This is a genomic window from Arthrobacter sp. SX1312 (assembly GCF_002929295.1).
In the GTDB taxonomy this organism is placed as follows: domain Bacteria; phylum Actinomycetota; class Actinomycetes; order Actinomycetales; family Micrococcaceae; genus Arthrobacter_D.
Genome location: NZ_PJIM01000002.1, coordinates 930119 through 949147, shown reverse-complemented (window position 1 = coordinate 949147; position 19029 = coordinate 930119). Strand labels below are relative to the sequence as shown.

Here is a 19029-nt window from a genome sequence, read left to right as displayed (position 1 = left end):
TCCCACCGGAAGACCGCGCTGGCAGCCGGCGTGCTTTACCTCCTCACGTTCGTGTCGATCCCGACCCTCTTCCTGTATGGCCGCGTAAGAACCGACCCTGAATACATCACCGGTCCCGGCCCCGACACCCCTGTCATCATCGGTGGGCTCCTGGAAGTCATCGCCGCCTTGGCCTGCATCGGAACCAGCGTCGCACTGTATCCAGTGGTGAAGCGACAGAACGAAGGCGTCGCGCTCGGATTCGTCGGAGCGCGGATCTTGGAGGCAGGTGCCATCTTTGCCGGGGTCGTCGCTCTCATGTCGATCGTCACCCTCCGCCAGGCCGGTGCCGGCGACGAAGCGCTTCTTACCGGGCAGGCACTGCTGGCCCAGCACGCCTGGACCACACTGCTCGGACAAGGACTGATGCCCGCGTTCAACGCCCTGCTGCTCGGCTCGCTCATGTACAAGTCCCGTCTGCTGCCCCGGGTGCTGCCGGTGTTCGGATTCATCGGGGCACCGCTGCTCATCGCCGGGGCCGTCGGCATGCTCTTTGGCCTGTGGGGTCCGGTGTCGCCGCTGGCCGGAGTCGGCGCCCTTTTCCTGGCCATCTGGGAGTTCGGGATGGGCATCTGGCTGATCGTCAGAGGATTCAACCCCGACGCGGTAGCCGAGCTCACCGCGCCGGGTACCGGCACGAGCGGCGAGACCGGACGATGAGGGCCGCCGTATACCGCCGGTTCGGCGGCCCGGACGTAGTCCGTATCGAGGAACGACCCAAGCCCACCCCTCGACGCGGCGACGTGCTGGTCAAGGTAGAGGCAACCACTGTCAGCGCCGCTGACTACCGGGCCCGGACCAAACACATTCCGAAAGGACTGAAGCTTCTCAGCTCGGCCACCCTCGGGTTCACTGCCCCGCGCATCCCGGTTCTCGGCATGGACATCGCCGGTGTCATCGAATCCGTTGGCCCTGACGTCACACGCTTCAAGCCCGGTGACGAGGTGATCGCCATGCTGGGCGGAACGTTCGGCGGGCACGCCGAATACGTCACTGTCCCGCAGAATGGGGCCATCACCGAAAAGCCCACGAACCTGACGTCCGAGGAAGCTGCGGCGCTGGTCTTCGGCGGAATCACCGCCCACGCGTTCCTCGGCAGGACAAATCTTGGTCCGGGAACATCGGTGCTCGTCAACGGCGCCTCGGGCGCCGTCGGAACCGCGGCCGTGCAACTCGGGCACCTTGCAGGTGCCAGCGTGACGGCAGTATGCAGCGGCGCCAACGCCGACCTGGTTCGTTCCCTCGGCGCGGACACTGCCGTCGACTACACGAGGGAAGATTTCACCCAGGCAGCGGCGGCCTACGACGTGGTCGTGGACTGTGTCGGCAATGTACCGTTCCGGCAATTACGGCCACTGATCAAGCCCGGGGGAACGCTCCTGTCGATCATTGCCGGCCTCACCGGGATCCTGGCCGCAGGTCTGCGCTCACGCCGGACCCACACGCACATCATCGCCGGCAACGTACCGTTCACCGCCGCTGGTCTCGCCCACGTCGCACGACTCGCAGAGACAAACCAATTCCACCCCGTCATCGACCGCACCTTTACCCTCACCGACATCGCCCAGGCACACCGCTACGTCGATGCCGGCCGGAAACGAGGCAACGTCGTCGTGCAGGTCGTTGCCCCGTCCAAGCCCGAAGCCCCGCCCGAAACCAACTAACACTCCTCCAGTAGCTACTCCTGTTCGAATACCCAAACCACCTCGACGGGGCGAACCAACAAGCCCTTCCATCATGGAGGGTATCCTCCCGACGCTTCCGCAACTGCCGCGACCTGCCAGGACTGCGCCCGTACGCGCTCACCTGGTTCCCGTCATACCCGCCGTCTCGTGCGCGGTACGACCAGCTGACAAACCTCCATCTGAGTATTGAAGGATTTGACCACTATGAAGCGTTCTCTTTCCCTTGCGTCCCTGTCCCTTGCCGCCCTTATCACCCTGTCCGCCTGCGGCTCGTCCTCCGGCAGAGACATAGAGGGCATGGAGGGCATGGAAGGCATGGAAGGCATGAGCGAAAGCTCAGCAGCGGCGGCCCCCAGCGCCACTGCAGAAGCCACCACCGGAACCACCACTGATGCGACGTCGGGTGCGTCCGACGAGGCTATGGCCGAGCACAACGACGCGGACGTGATGTTCGCGCAGATGATGATTCCCCACCACAAGCAGGCCGTGGAAATGAGCGACATGATGCTCGCCAAGGAAGGCATCAGCCCGGAGATCACAGCCCTCGCGACGAAGATCAAGGACGCCCAGGGCCCCGAGATCGAAACCATGACCGGCTGGCTGGAGGCCTGGGGTGAGCCCATGGAGCCCGAAGGCGGCATGGAAAGCCACTCCATGAGCACTATGGGATCTGACATGGGCGGCTCTGGCTCGATGGAAGGCATGATGAGCGAGGACCAGATGGCCGAGCTCGAGGCCGCTGAGGGCACCGAGGCGTCCCGCATTTTTCTTGAGTCGATGACCGCCCACCACGAGGGCGCGGTCGGTATGGCGCAGGACGAAATCGACAACGGCCAGAACCCGGAAGCGATTGACATGGCCGAGATGATCATCGAGTCCCAGAACGCCGAGATCGCCGAGATGGAAGAGCTCCTCGCGGGCCTCTGACCCGCGCGAGCAACACCTCGAAATCGATCCCAGCACCGGACGTCGCACACCTGATCCACTGCGATGTGACCTGATCTGACGCGCTGCGGGAATGTGATTGCCCGATGACAGGTGCCGATGTGTGTGCCCCGTTCCATCCACATCGGCGCCGCCTTCATCACCAGCTCTTCATCACTAGTTCTGTCCGACTCTCGACTCCTCTAGGACGCCCATTGCTTTCGACCCTGTCCCGCATCACACGCCTGGGCACGATCGCGGCTCTCGCCGTGCTGCTCAGCGCCTGCACCACCCCGACCTCCACGATCCAGAACTCACCGATGGAACCGACGGCCTCGGCGGGGTACCCATCCGGGCATATCCATGGAATGAGCGTGGACCCAGGAACCAACCGCATCTTGCTTGCCACCCACGACGGATTGTTCGACGTCACCCAGACCCCCGCCCAGTACCTGCAGCGATCGCCGCAACATACGCAGCTGATAGCGCGCTCCGTATCTGGGTAGCCACCAACGAAGGTATCGAAGAGCTGGGGAAAGCGTGAGCGGCACAACTTCGGGCATGGTGAATTGCTCTGTTCTGCGTTGCCTGCGGGCCGCGTCGGGCCGGTTCGCGCTGATGCCGTACTCACCGCGTGAAGTGCCCGTATGCGAAGGATAAGACGAGCCTGGACAGCGGCGCCCTATGGATGGTCCACCCGAGCACAGACCTGGGAGTGCTCCGGGATGTTGTCACTGCCGCTGACATCACGATCATCATGGAAGAGGACATTCCTTCCCCGCCGCGCCTGATGAGCTTTGATCTCAGCCGAACGGTAGGTAACGAGATTGGCATCGCCGTGGACCTGACCATCGAAACCAGTGACGGCCCGCAGGAGGTCACGTTCTGGATGTCGCAGGAGGACGGTCAGCTGATCGGGATGTGGCTCGCCACATCACCACCCCGGTAAGCGCACAGCCGGAAACGGTTTGACGGGTAACGAGCGTTGATCAGTTGTTCGCACCTCCGAGAAGCATTCAGCGATCATCTCTGCTAAGTGCTTGACGTCGCGCCAAACAGGCGGATCCACTGAGACAGCACAGCACTCCCTATGTGGCGAATACGAACGTTTCCGCTACACACCGGGCCGACCCTCGTCGAAAGCTCCTCAAGACCCGTTTTCGCCCCACTACACGACGAAGTGGTCGGAGTTGCCCGTCGTCAGGGCCCGCTAGATGCTCGCGACGAGCGGCAGCGCCGTCCTCGTGCTACGCGGCGTCGAGGACGGGGAGGACGTCGTCGAGGTAGGCGCGGAGCGCGCGCGGGCTGAAGGGCTTCGCCATGAACTGGTCGGAACCCGCCGTCAGGCACTGCTCCTCGGTGAGCTGTGGGGGCCGCGCGGAGATCGTGAGGATGTGCGCGTCCGAATGGGCCCGAAGCCGAGGGCAGAGGTCGAGACCGTCCACGTCCGGCAGATTGAGGTCGAGCGTGATGAGATCGGGCTGGACCGCGTCGACGAGGCGTTGCCCCTCCGCTCCGGTGCCGGCCTCGTGAACCTCGAACTTCCGCCCGGACAGCACGATGACGAGCAACCGGCGGATGTCGGCGTCGTCCTCGATGACGACGGCGCTGCGCTGCAACATCCTGCCGGACCTCCCTCCCATGCCGTTCCCGAGTAATCATCAGCCACCTTACCGTTCCCTGGACCAGAGGGAGGCCCCGACGGACGGTCTCCCGGCGGCTCGACAAGCGGGGCCACGTCCCGTGGCCGGGGTCCGGCCCGGGACCATCCCTCAGCCGCGACTCGGTGGGATGTTGTGGTTGCGGCGGAAGAGGTTGAGCGGATCGTACCGGTCCTTCAGCTCCACCAATCGGTCGAAGGCGCCCGGGCCGTAGGTCTGCAGTGCGGCCTCCCGCGCGTCGATCCCGGCCTCGGCGCCCATGAAATTGACGTACTGTCCGTGCTCGTCGGAGGGCTGCATGAGCGAATAGGCCCTGCGCGTGAAGGCTGTCAGCCTCGCGTCCTCGCCCGGGTTCTGCCAGAAGCCGTAGATGTTGAACCAGTACCGGGCCGAGCGATTGGGGAAGGCCGTCGCGTCCTCGGGAACCCGGCCGAACGCCCCCTCCATCAGGTGGAGATCGATGCCGGTTCCCGTCCAGGCGATCTCGGAGAGGAAACCCACGAGGACGTCGATCACGTCGTCGTCCAGCCGGGAGAAGGACAGATTCTTGAAGTAGCCGCGGGAACCCCGAGGGAACACCCCGTCCATGGCCGCCTGCCACTCCAGCCACGTGGTGGCGCCCACCTCCTCCTCGTCCGGGGGCGCAGCGCCCCTCAGCTGCTCGACGAGGTCCAGACCGGGCCGATGGTCCTCGCCGGCCCACGCGAACCCGACGACCATCCACGCCTCGTCCCCCAGGCCGAACTCCGGCGGGAACACCAGGAAGGAGATGATGGGAGTCATCTCCTCCGGCAGGCCCGTCGCCCACCTGTCGAAGGCGCCCAGCGCCTCCTTCCAGCGCGGATGCCGGTAGAAGAAGTTGCCGCCCAGGATGGCCGGCGGCAGCCGCCGGGCGCGGAAGGTGAAAGCGGAGACCACGCCGAACTTCCCGCCCCCACCGCGAAGCCCCCAGAACAGCTCCGGGTTCTCCTGCTCACTGGCGCGCACGTGCTCCCCCTCCGCTGTGACGATCTCGGCGGAGACGAGGGCGTCGAGGGACAGGCCACAGGAGCGGGTCAACCAGCCCATACCCCCGCCCAGCGTCAGCCCGGCCACCCCGGTGCCACTGATCACCCCGAGTGGGACGGCGAGACCGTGGCCGACAGTGGCCCGATCCACGTCCGCCAGGGTCGCCCCGGGCTCGACCGTCACCAGGAGCCGCCGGGCATCGACCGTGATGCCCCGGAGTCCGCCCAGGTCCAGCACGAGTCAGCCGTCCGCGGTGCTGTGGCCCGCGATGTTGTGGCCGCCTCCTCGCAGGGCCAGGGGCAGCCCGGTGTCCCTGGCCGTGGCGAGGACGGCGTCGATGTCTGCCACCGAGCCCGCCCGGACGACGGCCCGGGGGTACAGATCGATCATTCCGTTCCAGATCTTCCGGGCGTCCTCGTAGAGCGGATCTTCCGGCTCGATGAGGGACCCGAGCAACTGGGCGCGCAGGGCGTTCAGGGCGTGGATGGTCCGCCGGCCCGCTTCGCTGTCATGGATCGTCGTCATCTCCGCACTACCTCCTTCGTGGGACTGCCCACGGGATTCGGCGACACGTCGATGCGCTACCGGATCGGGTGCAGGGACGCGGGGCGTCCATGGTATTCCTCCACGGCGCGGACAGCATCAGCCTGGAGGGAATTGACCTGAGTATGACCTCGGCCTGGCCGGTCAGGCCGTGCCGCCCCCGGCCTCCCGGCGTGTGGCCTCGGTGCGGTCCGGTCCCGCGGGGTCACCCTCGGCGGCTCGCGCGACGACGTCGTCGAGCTCGTCGAGGGTGAGCAGGTCCCGCCGCAGGTGCCGCGTGCGGTAGCCGGCCCGGCCTACCATGTGCGCCGACACGGGGCTGGTGAGCAGCTGGAAGATCCAGCACAGCACCAGCACCGGTACGAGCGGCCAGCTCTCGAACTCGACGGCGAGGGCGAGGAGGAACAGCAGCAGTCCGAGGACCTGCGGCTTGGTCGCGGCGTGCATGCGGGAGAGCAGATCCGGGAAGCGCACGAGGCCGATCCCCGCTGCCAGGGACATGAGCGCCCCGCCGACCAGGAGGACCGACACGATCACATCGTTGACCATGGCGTCACTTCCTGTCGGTGACGAAGCGGGCGACGGTGACGGAGCCGATGAACCCGATGAGCGAGATGGTGACGAGCAGCACGAGGTTGTCGAGGTGGCGGCCCGCCACCATGTTCAGGACCAGGCCCGCGCCCACGACCGCCAGGACGACGTCGAGCGCGAGCACGCGGTCGAGGATCGACGGCCCACGGACGGCCCGGTACAGGGCCAGCAGGACGGCGATCGCCAGTATTCCACCGGCGACATAGACGACGGTCGTCATCGGCGTGCCTCCTCTGCTGTGAGGGCGTCGAGGTCCGTCCGGCTCCCCATGAGCCGGATGAGCCAGACCTCCGTGGCCCGGACGTCCCGGCGGATGGCCTCGGCGTCCTCGTCGGACCGGATGTGGAGGCAGTGGAGGTAGAGGGTCGAGGTGGAGCGGTCGACCTCCAGGACGAGGGATCCGGGGATCAGTGAGATCGCGTGGCCCGTGGCCGTGACGAGGAAGTCCGAGCGGCTGCGGAGCTGCACGGCCACCACGGCACTCCTGAGGGAGGGCCCCCGCGTGACGGCCAGCCAGAACACCTCGGCACTCGCGACTACCAGCCGGTACAGGAACCGTCCGAGGAACGGGACGACCCACAGCACGTTGAACCGACCCGTCAGCTCGACCGGCGGCAGGTAGAAGAAGTTCACGACGGCGTACGCGATGATCGCCCCGAACACGAGGTTGCCCGGGCTGAAGTCCTGCCACAGCGCCCCCCAGACGAGGACGAGCCAGATGACGAGCGGCAGCTCCGTGACGAGGGGGATGCGCTGGCGGCTCATCCGTCCGCCCCCGGCCCGAGGACGGCCTCGATGTAGGGGGTCCGGTCGAGCATCTCCTGGGCGGCGTCGTCGCTCAGGGCGAAGAGCGGCCCGGCGAGGACCATCAGGCCGAGCCCGAGGGCGACGAGGCCGATCGTCGGGCCCGTCATGGTGCGCGGCAGGAGCGTCACGGGATCCTTGCCCGCGAAGCGACCGGTGTCCTCGCCCGTGACATGGCGTGAGGTGCCCACGCTGGAGCCGTCGGCCTTGCTCGCGAGCAGGATGGGATCCGGGTCCTCGGCGTCGTCCGGGCTGCGCCAGAACGCCCGGTTCCAGACCCGGGCCATGACCAGGAGGGTCAGCAGGCTCGTCAGCACTCCCCCGGCGACCAGCGCGTAGGCAAGCGGTGTCCCGAGCTCCACGCCGGCCTGGATGAGCCCGAGCTTGCCGAGGAAGCCCGAGAACGGAGGGATGCCGGCGAGGTTCATGGCCGGCAGGAAGAACAGGATGCCGAGGAGCGGTGAGAGCTTCGCCAGTCCCCCGAGGCGGTCGACGTTCGCCGTCCCGCCCCGACGCTCGATCAGTCCGGTGACGAGGAAGAGGCTCGTCTGCACGGTGATGTGGTGGGCCACGTAGTAGACCGCGGCCCCGAGGCCGATCCGTGAGGAGATCGCCAGCCCGAAGACCATGTAGCCGATATGGCTGACGAGGGTGAAAGACAGGAGCCGCTTGATGTCGGACTGGGCGAGCGCCCCGAGGATGCCCACCACCATCGTGAGCAGCGCGACGATCATCAGGAGCGAATTGATGCGGTCCCCGGGGAAGAGGAGCGTCTCGACCCGAACCATCGCGTAGACGCCCACCTTGGTCAGCAGGCCGGCGAACACGGCGGTCACCGGGGCGGGCGCGGTCGGATACGAGTCCGGCAGCCAGAAGGAGAGCGGGAAGACCGCAGCCTTGATGCCGAAGGCGACGAGCAGCATGAGGTGGAGCACCAGCTGCGTCGCCGGGTCCACCGTCTCCAGCTTCACCGCGAGATCCGCCATGTTGACCGTCCCGGTCGCCCCGTAGATCATCGCGATACTGATCAGGAACAGCATGGAGGACACCACGCTGACGACGACGTAGGTCACCCCGGCCCGGATGCGCGGCGCGGTGCCGCCCAGGGTCATGAGGACGTAGCTCGCGGTCAGCAGGATCTCGAAGCCGACGTACAGGTTGAACAGATCGCCCGTCAGGAAGGCGTTGGACACCCCGGCCACGAGGATCAGGTAGGTGGGGTGGAAGATCGAGACCGGCCCGTCCTCGTCGCCGTCGGCCATGCCCTGGCCTGCTGCGTAGATCAGCACCGCGAGGCTGATGGCGGAGGACACCACGAGCATCAGGGCGGAGAACTGGTCCACCACGAGCACGATGCCGAACGGCGGCTCCCACCCGCCGAGCCTCACTGCGTGGGTCCCCGTGGAGGGGGCGGCGAGCAGCATCAGCACCTCGATGATCAGGGTCACGGTGAGGGTCGAGATGCTGACGGCGCGCTGCGCCCGGGAGTGGCGGATGAGCAGGAAGGTGACCGCCGCTCCGAGGAACGGCAGGACGATCGCGAGGGGGGCCAGGTCGGCGGCGATCACCGGGGATCCCCCGGTCGGCGCGTCCGGGGCGCGGGATCATGCTCGCCCCGAGCGGCGCCCACGTCGAGCGTCGCCGCGCCGTCGCGGGCGGTGGATCCGCGACGGACGGTGGGGTCCGCGTCGTCGTCGTCGAAGAACTCCGAGGTCTCCGCGACGACGTCGGCGTCGTCCTCCCAGTCGTAGCTGCTCTGGTCCGCGACGCGGCGATCCTCGGGATCGTCCTGGACGTCGTCCTCGCGGCCGAGGACCCACGAACGGTAGATGATGCCGAGCATGAAGGCGGTGACCGCGAACGTGATGACGATCGCCGTCAGGATCAGGGCCTGCGGCAGGCTGTCCGTGTAGTCCTCCGTGGGGGTCCCCGCGACGTAGAGCGGCGACGTCCCGCCGCCCCCGCTCATGGCGAGCATCAGGATGTTCGCACCGTTGCCGAGGAGGATCAGGCCGAGCAGCACGCGGGTCAGGCTGCGTTCGAGCAGCAGGTAGATCCCGGCGGCGAAGAACGCCGCCATGAGCACGATCAGCGTGAGGTTGACGGTCACGGCTGGACTCCTTCGACGGCGGGCGGGACGGGCGCATCGGACCCGGAGGCCTCCCGGACGGGTTCCTCCGCCTCGCTGCGCTCGTCGATCTCCGAGCCGAGGCTGCGCAGGACGTCCAGGACCAGACCGACGACGATGATGTAGACCCCGATATCGAAGATGGTCGACGTCACGAACTTCACATCCCCGAAGACCGGCAGCCAGAACTCGAGGATGTAGCTCTCCAGCACCGCGCCGCCGACCAGCAGGGGCGCGGCCGCCGTGAGGGAGACGATCGCGAGCCCGATCCCCAGCAGCGCGCCGGCGCTGATCGGGCTGGCTTCGGCCAGCTCGAACCGGCCGCCCGCCAGGTAGCGGATGGCGAGGGCGAGCCCTGCGGTGAGCCCGCCGGCAAAGCCACCGCCCGGGAGGTTGTGGCCGGCGAGGAGCAGGTAGACGGACAGCACGATGATGGTGTGGAAGAGCAGCCGGGTGATGACCTCGAAGATGATGGACCGGCGCTCGGGCGCGAGGGTGCGGCCCGCCACGAGCCAGGGGTCGCGGGCGACGTCGGTGAACCGCGCCGCGAGCTCCCGGGCGGCGCCGGCCCGGCCGCCCGCGTCCAGCGGTTCCTGGCGCCGGTCCACCGAGCCGTCCTCCACGTCGTGGGCCCTGCGCCGGGTGTCGCCGCGCCCGCGGATGAAGATGAGGCTCGCGATCCCGGTCGCGGCGATCGCGAGGACGGTGATCTCGCCGAAGGTGTCCCACGCGCGGATGTCGACGAGCAGGACGTTGACCGCGTTGGCGCCGCCGCCGTCGTCGTAGGCCATCTCCGGGTAGGCGAGGGAGATGGGCGCCGCGTTGCGCGACGCCATGGCGGACATCGCGATCACGGCCATGATGCCGCCGAAGGCCAGACCGAGCCCGGCCCGCAGCACGCGGTGCCGGCTCCCGGCGCGGTTCCAGAGCCGGGCCGGCAGGGAGCGCAGGGCGAGGACGAAGGCGACGAGCACGATCGTCTCGACGAGCATCTGGGTGAGGGCGAGATCGGGAGCGCCGTGCAGCGCGAAGATCGCCGCCATGCCGTACCCGGTGATCCCGACCATCAGGACGGCCATGAACCGCTTCGTGGACCGGAGCGCGGCGATGATGCCCACGATGATGACCGCCGCCACGACGACCTGCGCCGGCGACTCCGCGATCCTGACGTCCGAGGGCAGCGGGGCGTCGAACAGGATGAGGGCGGCGAGCGGGGTGACGACGGCGGTCGTCAGGATGACGAAGAGGTAGAAGGACAGCGAGCCGCGCTGCGTGCGCCCCGTGATCCACACGGCGACGTCGTCGAGGACACCGATCAGCCCGCGGTAGACCACCTCGGCCTCCCTGACCTCCGGGAGACGCCCCTGCAGCCGTTCGAACGGCGCGCGCAGCAGGTACAGCGCGGTGCCTGCCGCGATCGTGACGGCCGAGAGCAGCAGGGGCAGGTTGAAGCCGTGCCACAGGGCCAGGTAGGGGGCCTCGCCGCCGGCCGGGAACAGGGTCGCATACGGCTGGATGACGGCGTCGAGCGGCGCGGGCCAGAGCCCGAACAGCACGGAGGCGACGGCGAGCACGGCGGGCGCCAGCAGGAAGGACGTGCGGACCCGCTTGAACGGGGTCCGCGGCTGGCCGTGCTTCAGCGCGAAGGCGCCCCACACGAAGCGCGCGCTGTAGGCGAAGGTGAGGATGGACCCGAGGACGATGCCGCCGAGCAGGAGGATGCCGGCGGTCCCGTCCCCGGCCCGGTGGACGAACGCCTCCAGGACCGACTCCTTGGCCACGAAGCCCAGCAGCGGCGGCACCCCGGCCATCGATCCGGCGGCGACGAGGGCGACGGCGAACAGGGCCGGCGAGGTGGCGCCCACCCCGGACAGGACCCGCAGGTCCCGCGTGCCGGACTGGTGGTCGATGATGCCGACCACCAGGAAGAGCGTGGCCTTGAAGAAACCGTGCGCCAGGAGCAGCGCGAGGCCGGCGACGGCGCCGTCGCGCCCTCCGAGGCCGACCACCATGGTCAGGAAGCCGAGCTGGCTCACCGTCCCGTAGGCCAGCACGAGCTTGAGGTCGAACTGCCGCAGTGCCCGCCAGCCCCCGAGCAGCATGGTGGCCATCCCGAGCCCGAAGATGACGGGGTACCAGAAGGCGGTCTCGGCGAACCCGGGCGCGAAGCGCGCCACGAGGAACACGCCGGCCTTGACCATGGCCGCCGCGTGCAGGTAGGCGCTGACGGGCGTGGGTGCGGCCATGGCCCCGGGCAGCCAGAAGTGGAAGGGGACGAGCGCCGACTTCGTGATGGCACCGACCAGCACGAGGCCGATCGCCACGTCGATGAGCAGGCCGCCGGCCGCGAGGGTCCCGGCATCGGCCAGGATCTCCGAGATGCGGTACGTCCCGGCCTCCTGCCCCAGGACGACCAGGCCCACCAGCATCGCCAGGCCACCGAACGTCGTCACGATCAGCGCCTGCAGGGCGGAGCGCCGGGCGGAGAGCCGCTGCCGCGAGTACCCGATGAGCAGGTAGGACAGGATGGTGGTCAGTTCCCAGAAGATGAACATGAGGATCAGGTCATCGGCGGTGACCAGCCCGAACATCGCCGCGGCGAAGGCGAGGAGCTGGGCGCCGAACGCGCCGACGTCCGGATCGTCGTTCTTGAAGTAGCGCGCGCAGTAGAACAGGACGAGGGCCCCGACGCCCAGGATCAGGATGCACAGGACCGCCGCGAGGGCATCGAGGCGGAAGGACAGCTCGATCTGGAGGCTGGGGATCCAGGGGATGGTGAGCGACGGCGGCGCACCGGGAGTGCCGTTGGGCGCTTCCTGGTCGGAGGCCAGGACCTGCGGGAGCTCGGTCAGGAGCCAGGCGAAACCGGCGGCGGGCGCAGCCGCGAGGACGAAGAAGGCCGATCGTCCGAACCGGGAGAAGATCAGGGGCGCCACGAGTGCCAGCGCGAACATCGCGATCAGCACGGTGAGCATGGGGTCTCGATCTTCCGCTGGGGGCAGGTCGGGCTCCCAGCAGTCTATCGGGGGAAATGCTGCACCATTCCCGTATTACTCGGCTTGCGCCGTCCCCCGCAGGGCCAGAGCGCCTCGGCGTGACGGGGATCATACGGCGTTAGCATTTCCCGTATGAGTACCCATGAGCCACTTCCGCTCCCGGCGGAGGCCCCTGTTGCCGCTCCCGCCCCCGCCCGCGGCTCCGGCCACATCTTCAGCCGGCCCGTCGTGGCGTGGGCGTCGTGGGACTGGGGGTCGGCCGCCTTCAACGCCGTGATGACCACGTTCGTGTTCACGGTGTACCTCACGTCGGACGCGTTCGGCGGCGAGGCGCGCGCGTCGCAGGTGCTCGGGTGGGGTCTGGCGGCGGCGGGCCTGCTCATCGCCCTGCTCGCCCCCGTCATCGGGCAGCGCTCCGACAGCGGTGGCCGCCGGAAGCTCTGGCTCGGGGTGAACAGCGCGATCGTCGCCGTCCTCACGGCCCTGTGCTACTTCGTCTTCCCCAGCCCGGAGATGCTCGTCCTCGGCGTCGCCCTCATCGCCGCGGCGAACATCTTCTTCGAGTTCGCGGGCGTCAACTACAACGCGATGCTGACGCAGGTCTCCACGCCGGCGACGATCGGGCGCGTCAGCGGGTTCGGCTGGGCCATGGGCTACGTGGGCGGCATCGTCGCGCTCGTGGTGGTCCTCGTGGTCTTCATCGAGCCCGTCGTCGACTGGCCGGGGGCCTCCGGCGAGGACGGACTGAACATCCGCCTCGTCGCCGTCTTCTCGGCGCTGTGGTTCGCGGCATTCGCCCTGCCCGTGATGTTCGCCGTGCCGGAGGTCCCCCGGAAGGCCGCGGCGGCCCAGGTGGCATTCTTCGCCTCCTACGGTCTGCTGGTGCGCCGCGTGAAGGCCATCTACCGCCAGAGCCCGCACACCATCTTCTTCCTGCTGGCCAGCGCCGTCTTCCGGGACGGGCTCGCGGCGGTCTTCACCTTCGGCGGCATCCTGGCGGCGGGGACCTTCGGCTTCTCGACGAGCATGGTGATCGTCTTCGCCATCGCGGCGAACGTGATCGCCGCGATCGGGGCGGTCGTCGGCGGGATCCTCGACGACCGCGTCGGGCCCAAGCGGGTCATCGTCGGCGCCCTGATTGGCCTGCTGGTGGCGGGGACGGCGATCCTCGTGCTCGGCACCGGATCGTATTCCTTCTTCGGCATGGGGTGGACCGCGGACACCACGTTCTGGGTCTTCGGCCTGCTGCTGACGCTCTTCGTCGGCCCGGCGCAGTCGTCCTCCCGCGGCTATCTCGCGCGCCTCGCCCCCGTCGGCGACGAAGGGGAGCTGTTCGGCCTCTATGCGACGACGGGCCGGGCCGTCAGCTTCCTGGCACCGGCGCTGTTCGCGCTGTGCATCGGGATCTTCGGTTCGCAGCTCTACGGCGTGGTCGGGATCCTCGTGGTCCTCCTCGCGGGGCTCCTGCTCCTGCTCCCCGTCAGGCCCCCGGCGCAGGTGACGCGCGCCGTCGTGCCGGAGACCTGAGCCTCCGGGTCAGATGCGGGTCCGGTGGAAGTTCAGGTGGCTGCGCGACGCCGTCGGGCCCCGCTGGCCCTGGTAGCGGTTCCCGTACTCGCCCGAGCCGTAGGGGTGCTCGGCGGGGGACGTGAGCCTGAAAAAGCACAGCTGGCCGATCTTGGAGCCCGGCCACAGCTTGATCGGCAGGGTGGCCATGTTGGACAGCTCGAGGGTCACGTGGCCGGAGAAGCCGGGGTCGATGAACCCGGCGGTGGAGTGGGTGAGCAGCCCGAGACGGCCGAGCGAGGACTTGCCCTCCAGGCGTGCGGCGATGTCGTCGGGCAGCGTGACCGTCTCGTAGGTGGAGCCGAGAACGAATTCGCCCGGGTGCAGGATGAACGGTTCGTCGGGGGCCACCTCGACCAGCCGCGTGAGCTCCGGCTGGTCCTCGGCGGGGTCGATGTGCGCGTACTTGTGGTTGTCGAAGAGCCGGAAGTAGCGGTCGATGCGGACGTCCACGCTGGAGGGCTGCACCATCGCGGGATCGAGCGGTTCGAGGACGATCCGCTGGGCTGCCAGTTCTGCTCGGATGTCGCGGTCGGAGATCAGCACCGTCCAAAGTTACCAGTCCGGCGTGCGTCGTCCTCCGCTGCGGATCAGCGTCCGATCTCCGTTCGGACGGCGAAGAGTTCGGGGAAGAACGTGAGTTCGAGCGCGCGCTGCAGGAAGCCGACACCCGAGGAGCCACCCGTCCCCGCCTTGAACCCGATGGTCCGCGCGACGGTCTTGAGGTGCCGGAAGCGCCACAGCTGGAAGTTGTCCTCGAGGTCGACGAGTTCCTCGCACGCCTCGTAGACGTCCCAGTGGCCCGCGGCATCCTCGTAGACCTGCTTGTAGACCGCGACGAGCGCGGGCGTGAACTCGTGGGCGAGACTGACGTCGCGGGCGAGCAGGTCCGCCGGGACGGCGTAGCCCCGCCGGGCCAGGAGGGCGATGAACTCGTCGTACACGCTGCTCGTCACCAGGAGTTCCGAGAGCAGGGCACGCGCCACCGGATCGGCGTCGAACACCCCGATCATCGCGGCGTTCTTGTTGCCGAGCAGGAACTCGACGGCGCGGTACTGGTAGGACTGGAACCCGCTCGAGGACCCCAGGTCGCCGCGGAACTCGGCGTACTCGGACGGCGTGAGGGTCGCCAGGACGGACCACTGCTCGGTCAGCGACCGCTGGATGTGCTTGATGCGGGCGATGCCCTTCATCGCGGCCCGCAGGTCGTCGGCCCGCAGGTGCAGGCGGACGGCGCGCAGTTCGTGAAGCACGAGCTTCAGCCACAGCTCGGAGGTCTGGTGCTGGATGATGAACAGCATCTCGTCGTGGTGCTCCGGCGAGCTGACGGGGTGCTGCGCGTCGAGCAGCCGGTCCAGCTCGAGGTACGAGCCGTAGCTCATCTTGTCCGAGAAGTCCCGCTCGATGCCCTGCTCCAGGTCCCGGGTGTTCCGCTCCACGCTCATGCGGCCCAGCCTACGTGCCGCGCGGTGCGGAATGTCGGCTTCCCGGTCTACTTTGGGGACCAGTCGAAGGAGGCTCCATGCCGAGAAGCCTGCAGCGCATCCCCTGCAGCATCGTCCCACCACACCTTCTCACGCGCCTCGCCGCCCTGCGGGACGCACGGCATGCCGTCGCGGCCGAGGCAGCACGCCACGCCCTGCAGGAACTGGATCCGCTGAGGCACGCCCGCGCCGAGGCACTGCGGGCGCCGGTGCGCCGCCGGCCCGCCGTCGTCGGGACGCTGATACGCCGCATCCGTGACGCCGGCGGCCGGGAGGAGCTCCCCGGCTCCCTCGTCCGGGGCGAGGGTGCCCCGGCGACGGGCGATCCCGCCGCCGACGAGGCCTACGACGGACTGGGGTCCACCTACCGGCTGTTCAGCGAGGTGTACGGGCGCTCCTCGATCGACGGCGCCGGTATGGCCCTCGATGCCACGGTGCATTACGGGACCGGGTACGACAACGCCTTCTGGGACGGCGAGCGCATGGTCTTCGGTGACGGCGACGGCGAGATCTTCGGCCGCTTCACGGCGTCCCTCACGGTCGTCAGCCACGAGCTCGCCCACGGGTTCACCCAGTACTCCACGAACCTCGAGTACCAGGGCCAGTCCGGCGCGCTGAACGAATCACTCTCGGACGTCTTCGGGGTGCTCGTGGAACAGCGGACGCTCGGCCAGGATGCGGCCTCGGCGTCCTGGCTCGTGGGCGCCGGCCTCTTCACCGCGGAGGTGCAGGGCGTCGCCCTGCGGTCGCTCAGGGCGCCGGGAACGGCGTACGACGACGACGTGCTGGGTAAGGACCCCCAGCCCGCGACGATGGCGGACTACGTCGAGACGGCGTCGGACAACGGCGGGGTGCACATCAACTCCGGGATCCCGAACCATGCCTTCTACCTCGCCGCCACCGCCGTGGGCGGCCCGGCCTGGGAGGGCGCCGGGCGGATCTGGTACGACGCCGTCCTCGGCGGGCACATCCCGCCGGACTGCGATTTCCGGACGTTCGCGGCCGCCACGACGGACGCCGCGAGCGCGCGGTTCGGGGCCGCCGGCCGCGAGGCCGGTGCTGTCGCCGACGCGTGGTCCGCGGTGGGCGTCCTGCCGTGAGGATCCAGATCACTCGCTCGGGAGGCGTCGGCGGGCTCACGCGGACGTGGAGCCTGGAGGTCAGCCGGGCGGAGGCCGAGCAGCGCTGGCTCCCGCTCGCCGAGGCGGAAGCGGAAGCATCACCCGGGGAGGGCGTGCGGCAGCCGGACGCCGCACGGGACCGTTTCACCTACCGCATCACGGTCGGCTACACCGAGGTGTCGGTGCCCGAGAGCCGGCTGGCGGAGCCGTGGCGTGAACTGATCGACCGGGCCCGCGCGGCTGCGCGGACCCCGCCCGCACCGGGCCGGGACGAGGGAGGCCCACCGGTCCCCGACGGCCCCGGCGGGGCCGAGCACGGCAAGCCGGAAGAACTGTTGTAAGGTGATGGAGCGGTTTCAACTGCCGTGCGGGCGTAGCTCAATGGTAGAGCGCTAGCTTCCCAAGCTCGATACGCGGGTTCGATTCCCGTCGCCCGCTCCGTTCTCCCCCGGTGGGGCCTCCGAGGCCCACCGGGTGTGCCCAAGGACACCCGGTGGCCTGCTCGTGCCCGGCCGGATCGGCAGTATCCTTGAGGCGATGAATCGCACAATGTTCGCGTCCAAGATCCACCGCGCCACGGTCACGCATGCCGATCTGCACTACGTCGGTTCGGTCACCGTGGATCTCGACCTGCTCGAAGCCGCGGACATCCTGCCCGGTGAACTCGTGTCGATCGTCGACATCACGAACGGCGCCCGTCTCGAGACCTACACCATCGCGGGCGCTCGGGGATCCGGGGTGGTCGGCATCAACGGCGCCGCGGCGCACCTCGTGCAGCGCGGCGATCTGGTCATCCTGATCGCCTACGCGCAGATGACCACCGAGGAAGCCCGCGCGTTCACCCCCACCATCGTCCATGTGGATGCGGACAACCGCATCGTCGACCTGGGGTCCGATCCGGCCGAGGCCGTCACCGAGGGTCTCGAGCGGCCCCCGTTCGCCCTGGACAACACCACCGTCGCCACCTGAGCCGCTTGCCCGGGGCGCCGCCGCGGACACGGACCTGTAACACCAAGCAGGCTGCCTAGCGCATCCCGCCCGCAGGGCTTAGGGTCGAAAAGCAAGCTTGCTTAGGCTGTCGATTCGCTCGAACCGTCAGCCGGGTTGTCTACGAGGATGTGGAGGCTCGGTACGAATGCCGACTAGTCGAAGAACGCGCAATGCCGTGAAGAGCCGACCGAAGGCCGCTGTCCTGGCTGGCCTGGTGATCGGCACGATGGCCATGAGCGGGTGCGGCCCCGGCGAGGCCGACAACAGCTTGACCTGGTACATCAACCCCGATGCCGGCGGGCAGGCCGCCATCGCCGAGAAATGCAGCGACGAGTCCGATGGCCGCTACCGCATCGAGACCTCGCTGCTCCCGAGCCAAGCCGCGTCGCAGCGCGAACAGCTCGCGCGACGCCTCGCCGCAGGGGACAAGTCGCTCGACATCATGAGCCTCGACCCTCCGTTCATCGCCGAGCTCGCCGAACCGGGCTTCCTCGCCCCGGTTCCCGATGACGTCGCTGCGGCCACCACCGAGAACGTCGTCGAGGGCGCCCTGACCGGGGCCACCTGGAAGGACGAACTCGTCACCGTCCCGTTCTGGGCCAACACGCAGATCCTGTGGTACCGGAAGTCGGTCGCGGAGGCCGCGGGCCTCGACATGTCGCAGCCGGTCACCTGGGAGCAGATCATGGAAGCGGCCCGGAGCCAGGACAAGAGCCTCGGGGTGCAGGGCCGCCAGGCCGAATCGATGACGGTGTGGGTGAACGCGCTCATCGAGTCGGCGGGCGGGTCCATCATCGTCGACCCCGAGGCGACGGCCGACACGATCGAACTCGGCCTGGACTCCGAGGCCGGCGTCGCCGCGGCCGAGGTGATCTCCACGATCGGCGAGGACGGCCTCGGCGGTCCCGGCCTCCCGACACAGGACGAGAACGATTCGCTCATCGCCTTCCAGGGCGATTCTGGCTCCTTCATGGTCAACTACCCGTTCGTCTGGCCCGCCACCAACGGGGCCGTCGAGGCGGGCACGCTGGACCAGGCGGTCCTGGACGACATCGGCTGGGGCATCTTCCCGCGGATGTCCGCGGACCAGGAGTCCGCGCCTCCGCTGGGCGGCATCAACCTCGGTGTCGGAGCCGAGAGCGACAACCCGGACCTGGCGTACGAAGCGATCCAGTGCATCGTCTCCGTGGAGAACCAGGCGGAGTACTTCGTGACGAACGGCAACCCGCCGGCGAACACGGAGGCCTACGAGGACCCGCGGATCGCGGAGTCCTTCCCCATGGCGGAGACGATCAGGGATTCCCTCCAGGTGGCGGCACCGCGCCCGCAGACACCCTTCTACAACGAGGTATCCACCGGCATCCAGCAGACCTGGGCGCCACCCGCAGGCGTCGATCCCGAGACCACCCCGGAGACGTCGAGCGACTTCATCACTTCGGTCCTCAGAGGGGAGCAACTCCTGTGACCTCCGCCATCCCTGCGAAGACAA

The 19029-nt window shown here is 68.6% G+C and carries 19 protein-coding genes, 1 tRNA gene and 1 pseudogene; 10 read left to right on the top strand and 11 right to left on the bottom strand.

Annotation, left to right across the window (positions count from 1 at the left end; all coding sequences use genetic code 11):
* Window positions 1-30 precede the first annotated feature (30 nt).
* From CXQ92_RS12005 to CXQ92_RS11985, 4 genes are all read left to right on the top strand, one after another.
* Window positions 31-699 carry a DUF4386 domain-containing protein gene (locus tag CXQ92_RS12005; protein ID WP_258069886.1) on the top strand — a complete coding sequence of 223 codons (669 nt, stop codon included), beginning with the start codon at window positions 31-33 and terminating at the stop codon, window positions 697-699.
* A complete protein-coding gene (locus CXQ92_RS12000; protein ID WP_104167927.1) occupies window positions 696-1703 on the top strand; it encodes an NAD(P)-dependent alcohol dehydrogenase in 1008 nt (335 codons plus the stop codon). The genes CXQ92_RS12005 and CXQ92_RS12000 overlap by 4 nt, the downstream gene beginning before the upstream one ends.
* A gap of 225 nt (window positions 1704-1928) precedes the next feature.
* Window positions 1929-2651 (top strand): DUF305 domain-containing protein, encoded by a 723-nt coding sequence (locus CXQ92_RS11995; RefSeq protein WP_104167926.1) that lies wholly within the window; start codon window positions 1929-1931, stop codon window positions 2649-2651.
* 754 nt (window positions 2652-3405) lie between these two features.
* The gene (locus CXQ92_RS11985) at window positions 3406-3597 is read left to right on the top strand and encodes a hypothetical protein (protein WP_219815714.1); all 192 of its coding nucleotides are present in this window, start codon (window positions 3406-3408) and stop codon (window positions 3595-3597) included.
* Between the two features lie 298 nt (window positions 3598-3895).
* Here the strand turns inward: CXQ92_RS11985 and CXQ92_RS11980 are convergent, their stop codons facing one another.
* The 9 genes and pseudogenes from CXQ92_RS11980 to CXQ92_RS11945 form a co-directional block, all read right to left on the bottom strand.
* Window positions 3896-4270, bottom strand: a complete 375-nt coding sequence (locus tag CXQ92_RS11980) for a response regulator transcription factor (protein ID WP_181033642.1) — start codon at window positions 4268-4270, stop codon at window positions 3896-3898.
* A gap of 150 nt (window positions 4271-4420) precedes the next feature.
* Entirely contained in the window at window positions 4421-4570 is a 150-nt protein-coding gene (locus tag CXQ92_RS18815) for a BBE domain-containing protein (RefSeq protein ID WP_306738621.1), read from the bottom strand.
* 729 nt (window positions 4571-5299) lie between these two features.
* A pseudogene (locus CXQ92_RS18810) lies at window positions 5300-5707 on the bottom strand (FAD-binding oxidoreductase); the annotation flags it as partial.
* A 297-nt stretch (window positions 5708-6004) separates the two neighbouring features.
* On the bottom strand, window positions 6005-6409 hold the full coding sequence (gene mnhG, locus CXQ92_RS11970) for a monovalent cation/H(+) antiporter subunit G (protein ID WP_104167922.1): 405 nt from the start codon (window positions 6407-6409) through the stop codon (window positions 6005-6007).
* Window positions 6410-6413: 4 nt separating this feature from the next.
* On the bottom strand, window positions 6414-6671 hold the full coding sequence (locus tag CXQ92_RS11965; RefSeq protein ID WP_104167921.1) for a monovalent cation/H+ antiporter complex subunit F: 258 nt from the start codon (window positions 6669-6671) through the stop codon (window positions 6414-6416).
* Window positions 6668-7216 (bottom strand): Na+/H+ antiporter subunit E, encoded by a 549-nt coding sequence (locus CXQ92_RS11960; RefSeq protein ID WP_104167920.1) that lies wholly within the window; start codon window positions 7214-7216, stop codon window positions 6668-6670. Before CXQ92_RS11960 ends, CXQ92_RS11965 begins: the two co-directional genes overlap by 4 nt.
* Complete coding sequence (locus CXQ92_RS11955; RefSeq protein WP_104167919.1) at window positions 7213-8823, bottom strand: Na+/H+ antiporter subunit D; 1611 nt, start codon at window positions 8821-8823, stop codon at window positions 7213-7215. The genes CXQ92_RS11960 and CXQ92_RS11955 overlap by 4 nt, the downstream gene beginning before the upstream one ends.
* A complete protein-coding gene (locus tag CXQ92_RS11950; protein WP_104167918.1) occupies window positions 8820-9365 on the bottom strand; it encodes a Na(+)/H(+) antiporter subunit C in 546 nt (181 codons plus the stop codon). Before CXQ92_RS11950 ends, CXQ92_RS11955 begins: the two co-directional genes overlap by 4 nt.
* Entirely contained in the window at window positions 9362-12358 is a 2997-nt protein-coding gene (locus CXQ92_RS11945; RefSeq protein ID WP_104167917.1) for a Na+/H+ antiporter subunit A, read from the bottom strand. Before CXQ92_RS11945 ends, CXQ92_RS11950 begins: the two co-directional genes overlap by 4 nt.
* A gap of 153 nt (window positions 12359-12511) precedes the next feature.
* Between CXQ92_RS11945 and CXQ92_RS11940 the strand changes: the two genes are divergently transcribed.
* Complete coding sequence (locus CXQ92_RS11940) at window positions 12512-13906, top strand: MFS transporter (RefSeq protein ID WP_104167916.1); 1395 nt, start codon at window positions 12512-12514, stop codon at window positions 13904-13906.
* A 9-nt stretch (window positions 13907-13915) separates the two neighbouring features.
* Here the strand turns inward: CXQ92_RS11940 and dcd are convergent, their stop codons facing one another.
* Together dcd and CXQ92_RS11930 are read right to left on the bottom strand one after the other, a co-directional pair.
* Window positions 13916-14491: a dCTP deaminase gene (dcd, locus tag CXQ92_RS11935; protein ID WP_104167915.1), complete on the bottom strand. Its 576-nt coding sequence runs from the start codon at window positions 14489-14491 to the stop codon at window positions 13916-13918.
* Window positions 14492-14535: 44 nt separating this feature from the next.
* Window positions 14536-15390 carry a tryptophan 2,3-dioxygenase gene (locus CXQ92_RS11930; RefSeq protein ID WP_104167914.1) on the bottom strand — a complete coding sequence of 285 codons (855 nt, stop codon included), beginning with the start codon at window positions 15388-15390 and terminating at the stop codon, window positions 14536-14538.
* 77 nt (window positions 15391-15467) lie between these two features.
* On the opposite strand from CXQ92_RS11930, the gene CXQ92_RS11925 reads away from it, so the two are divergent.
* The 5 genes from CXQ92_RS11925 to CXQ92_RS11905 all read left to right on the top strand — a co-directional run bounded on the left by CXQ92_RS11925 (window position 15468) and on the right by CXQ92_RS11905 (window position 19005).
* On the top strand, window positions 15468-16529 hold the full coding sequence (locus CXQ92_RS11925) for a M4 family metallopeptidase (RefSeq protein WP_181033641.1): 1062 nt from the start codon (window positions 15468-15470) through the stop codon (window positions 16527-16529).
* Window positions 16526-16891 (top strand): protealysin inhibitor emfourin, encoded by a 366-nt coding sequence (locus tag CXQ92_RS11920; RefSeq protein WP_104167913.1) that lies wholly within the window; start codon window positions 16526-16528, stop codon window positions 16889-16891. Before CXQ92_RS11925 ends, CXQ92_RS11920 begins: the two co-directional genes overlap by 4 nt.
* Window positions 16892-16917: 26 nt before the next feature.
* Window positions 16918-16988 (top strand) — tRNA-Gly (locus tag CXQ92_RS11915).
* A gap of 99 nt (window positions 16989-17087) precedes the next feature.
* Complete coding sequence (gene panD, locus CXQ92_RS11910; protein ID WP_181033640.1) at window positions 17088-17519, top strand: aspartate 1-decarboxylase; 432 nt, start codon at window positions 17088-17090, stop codon at window positions 17517-17519.
* Between the two features lie 247 nt (window positions 17520-17766).
* A complete protein-coding gene (locus CXQ92_RS11905) occupies window positions 17767-19005 on the top strand; it encodes an extracellular solute-binding protein (protein WP_258069930.1) in 1239 nt (412 codons plus the stop codon).
* Window positions 19006-19029 lie beyond the last annotated feature (24 nt).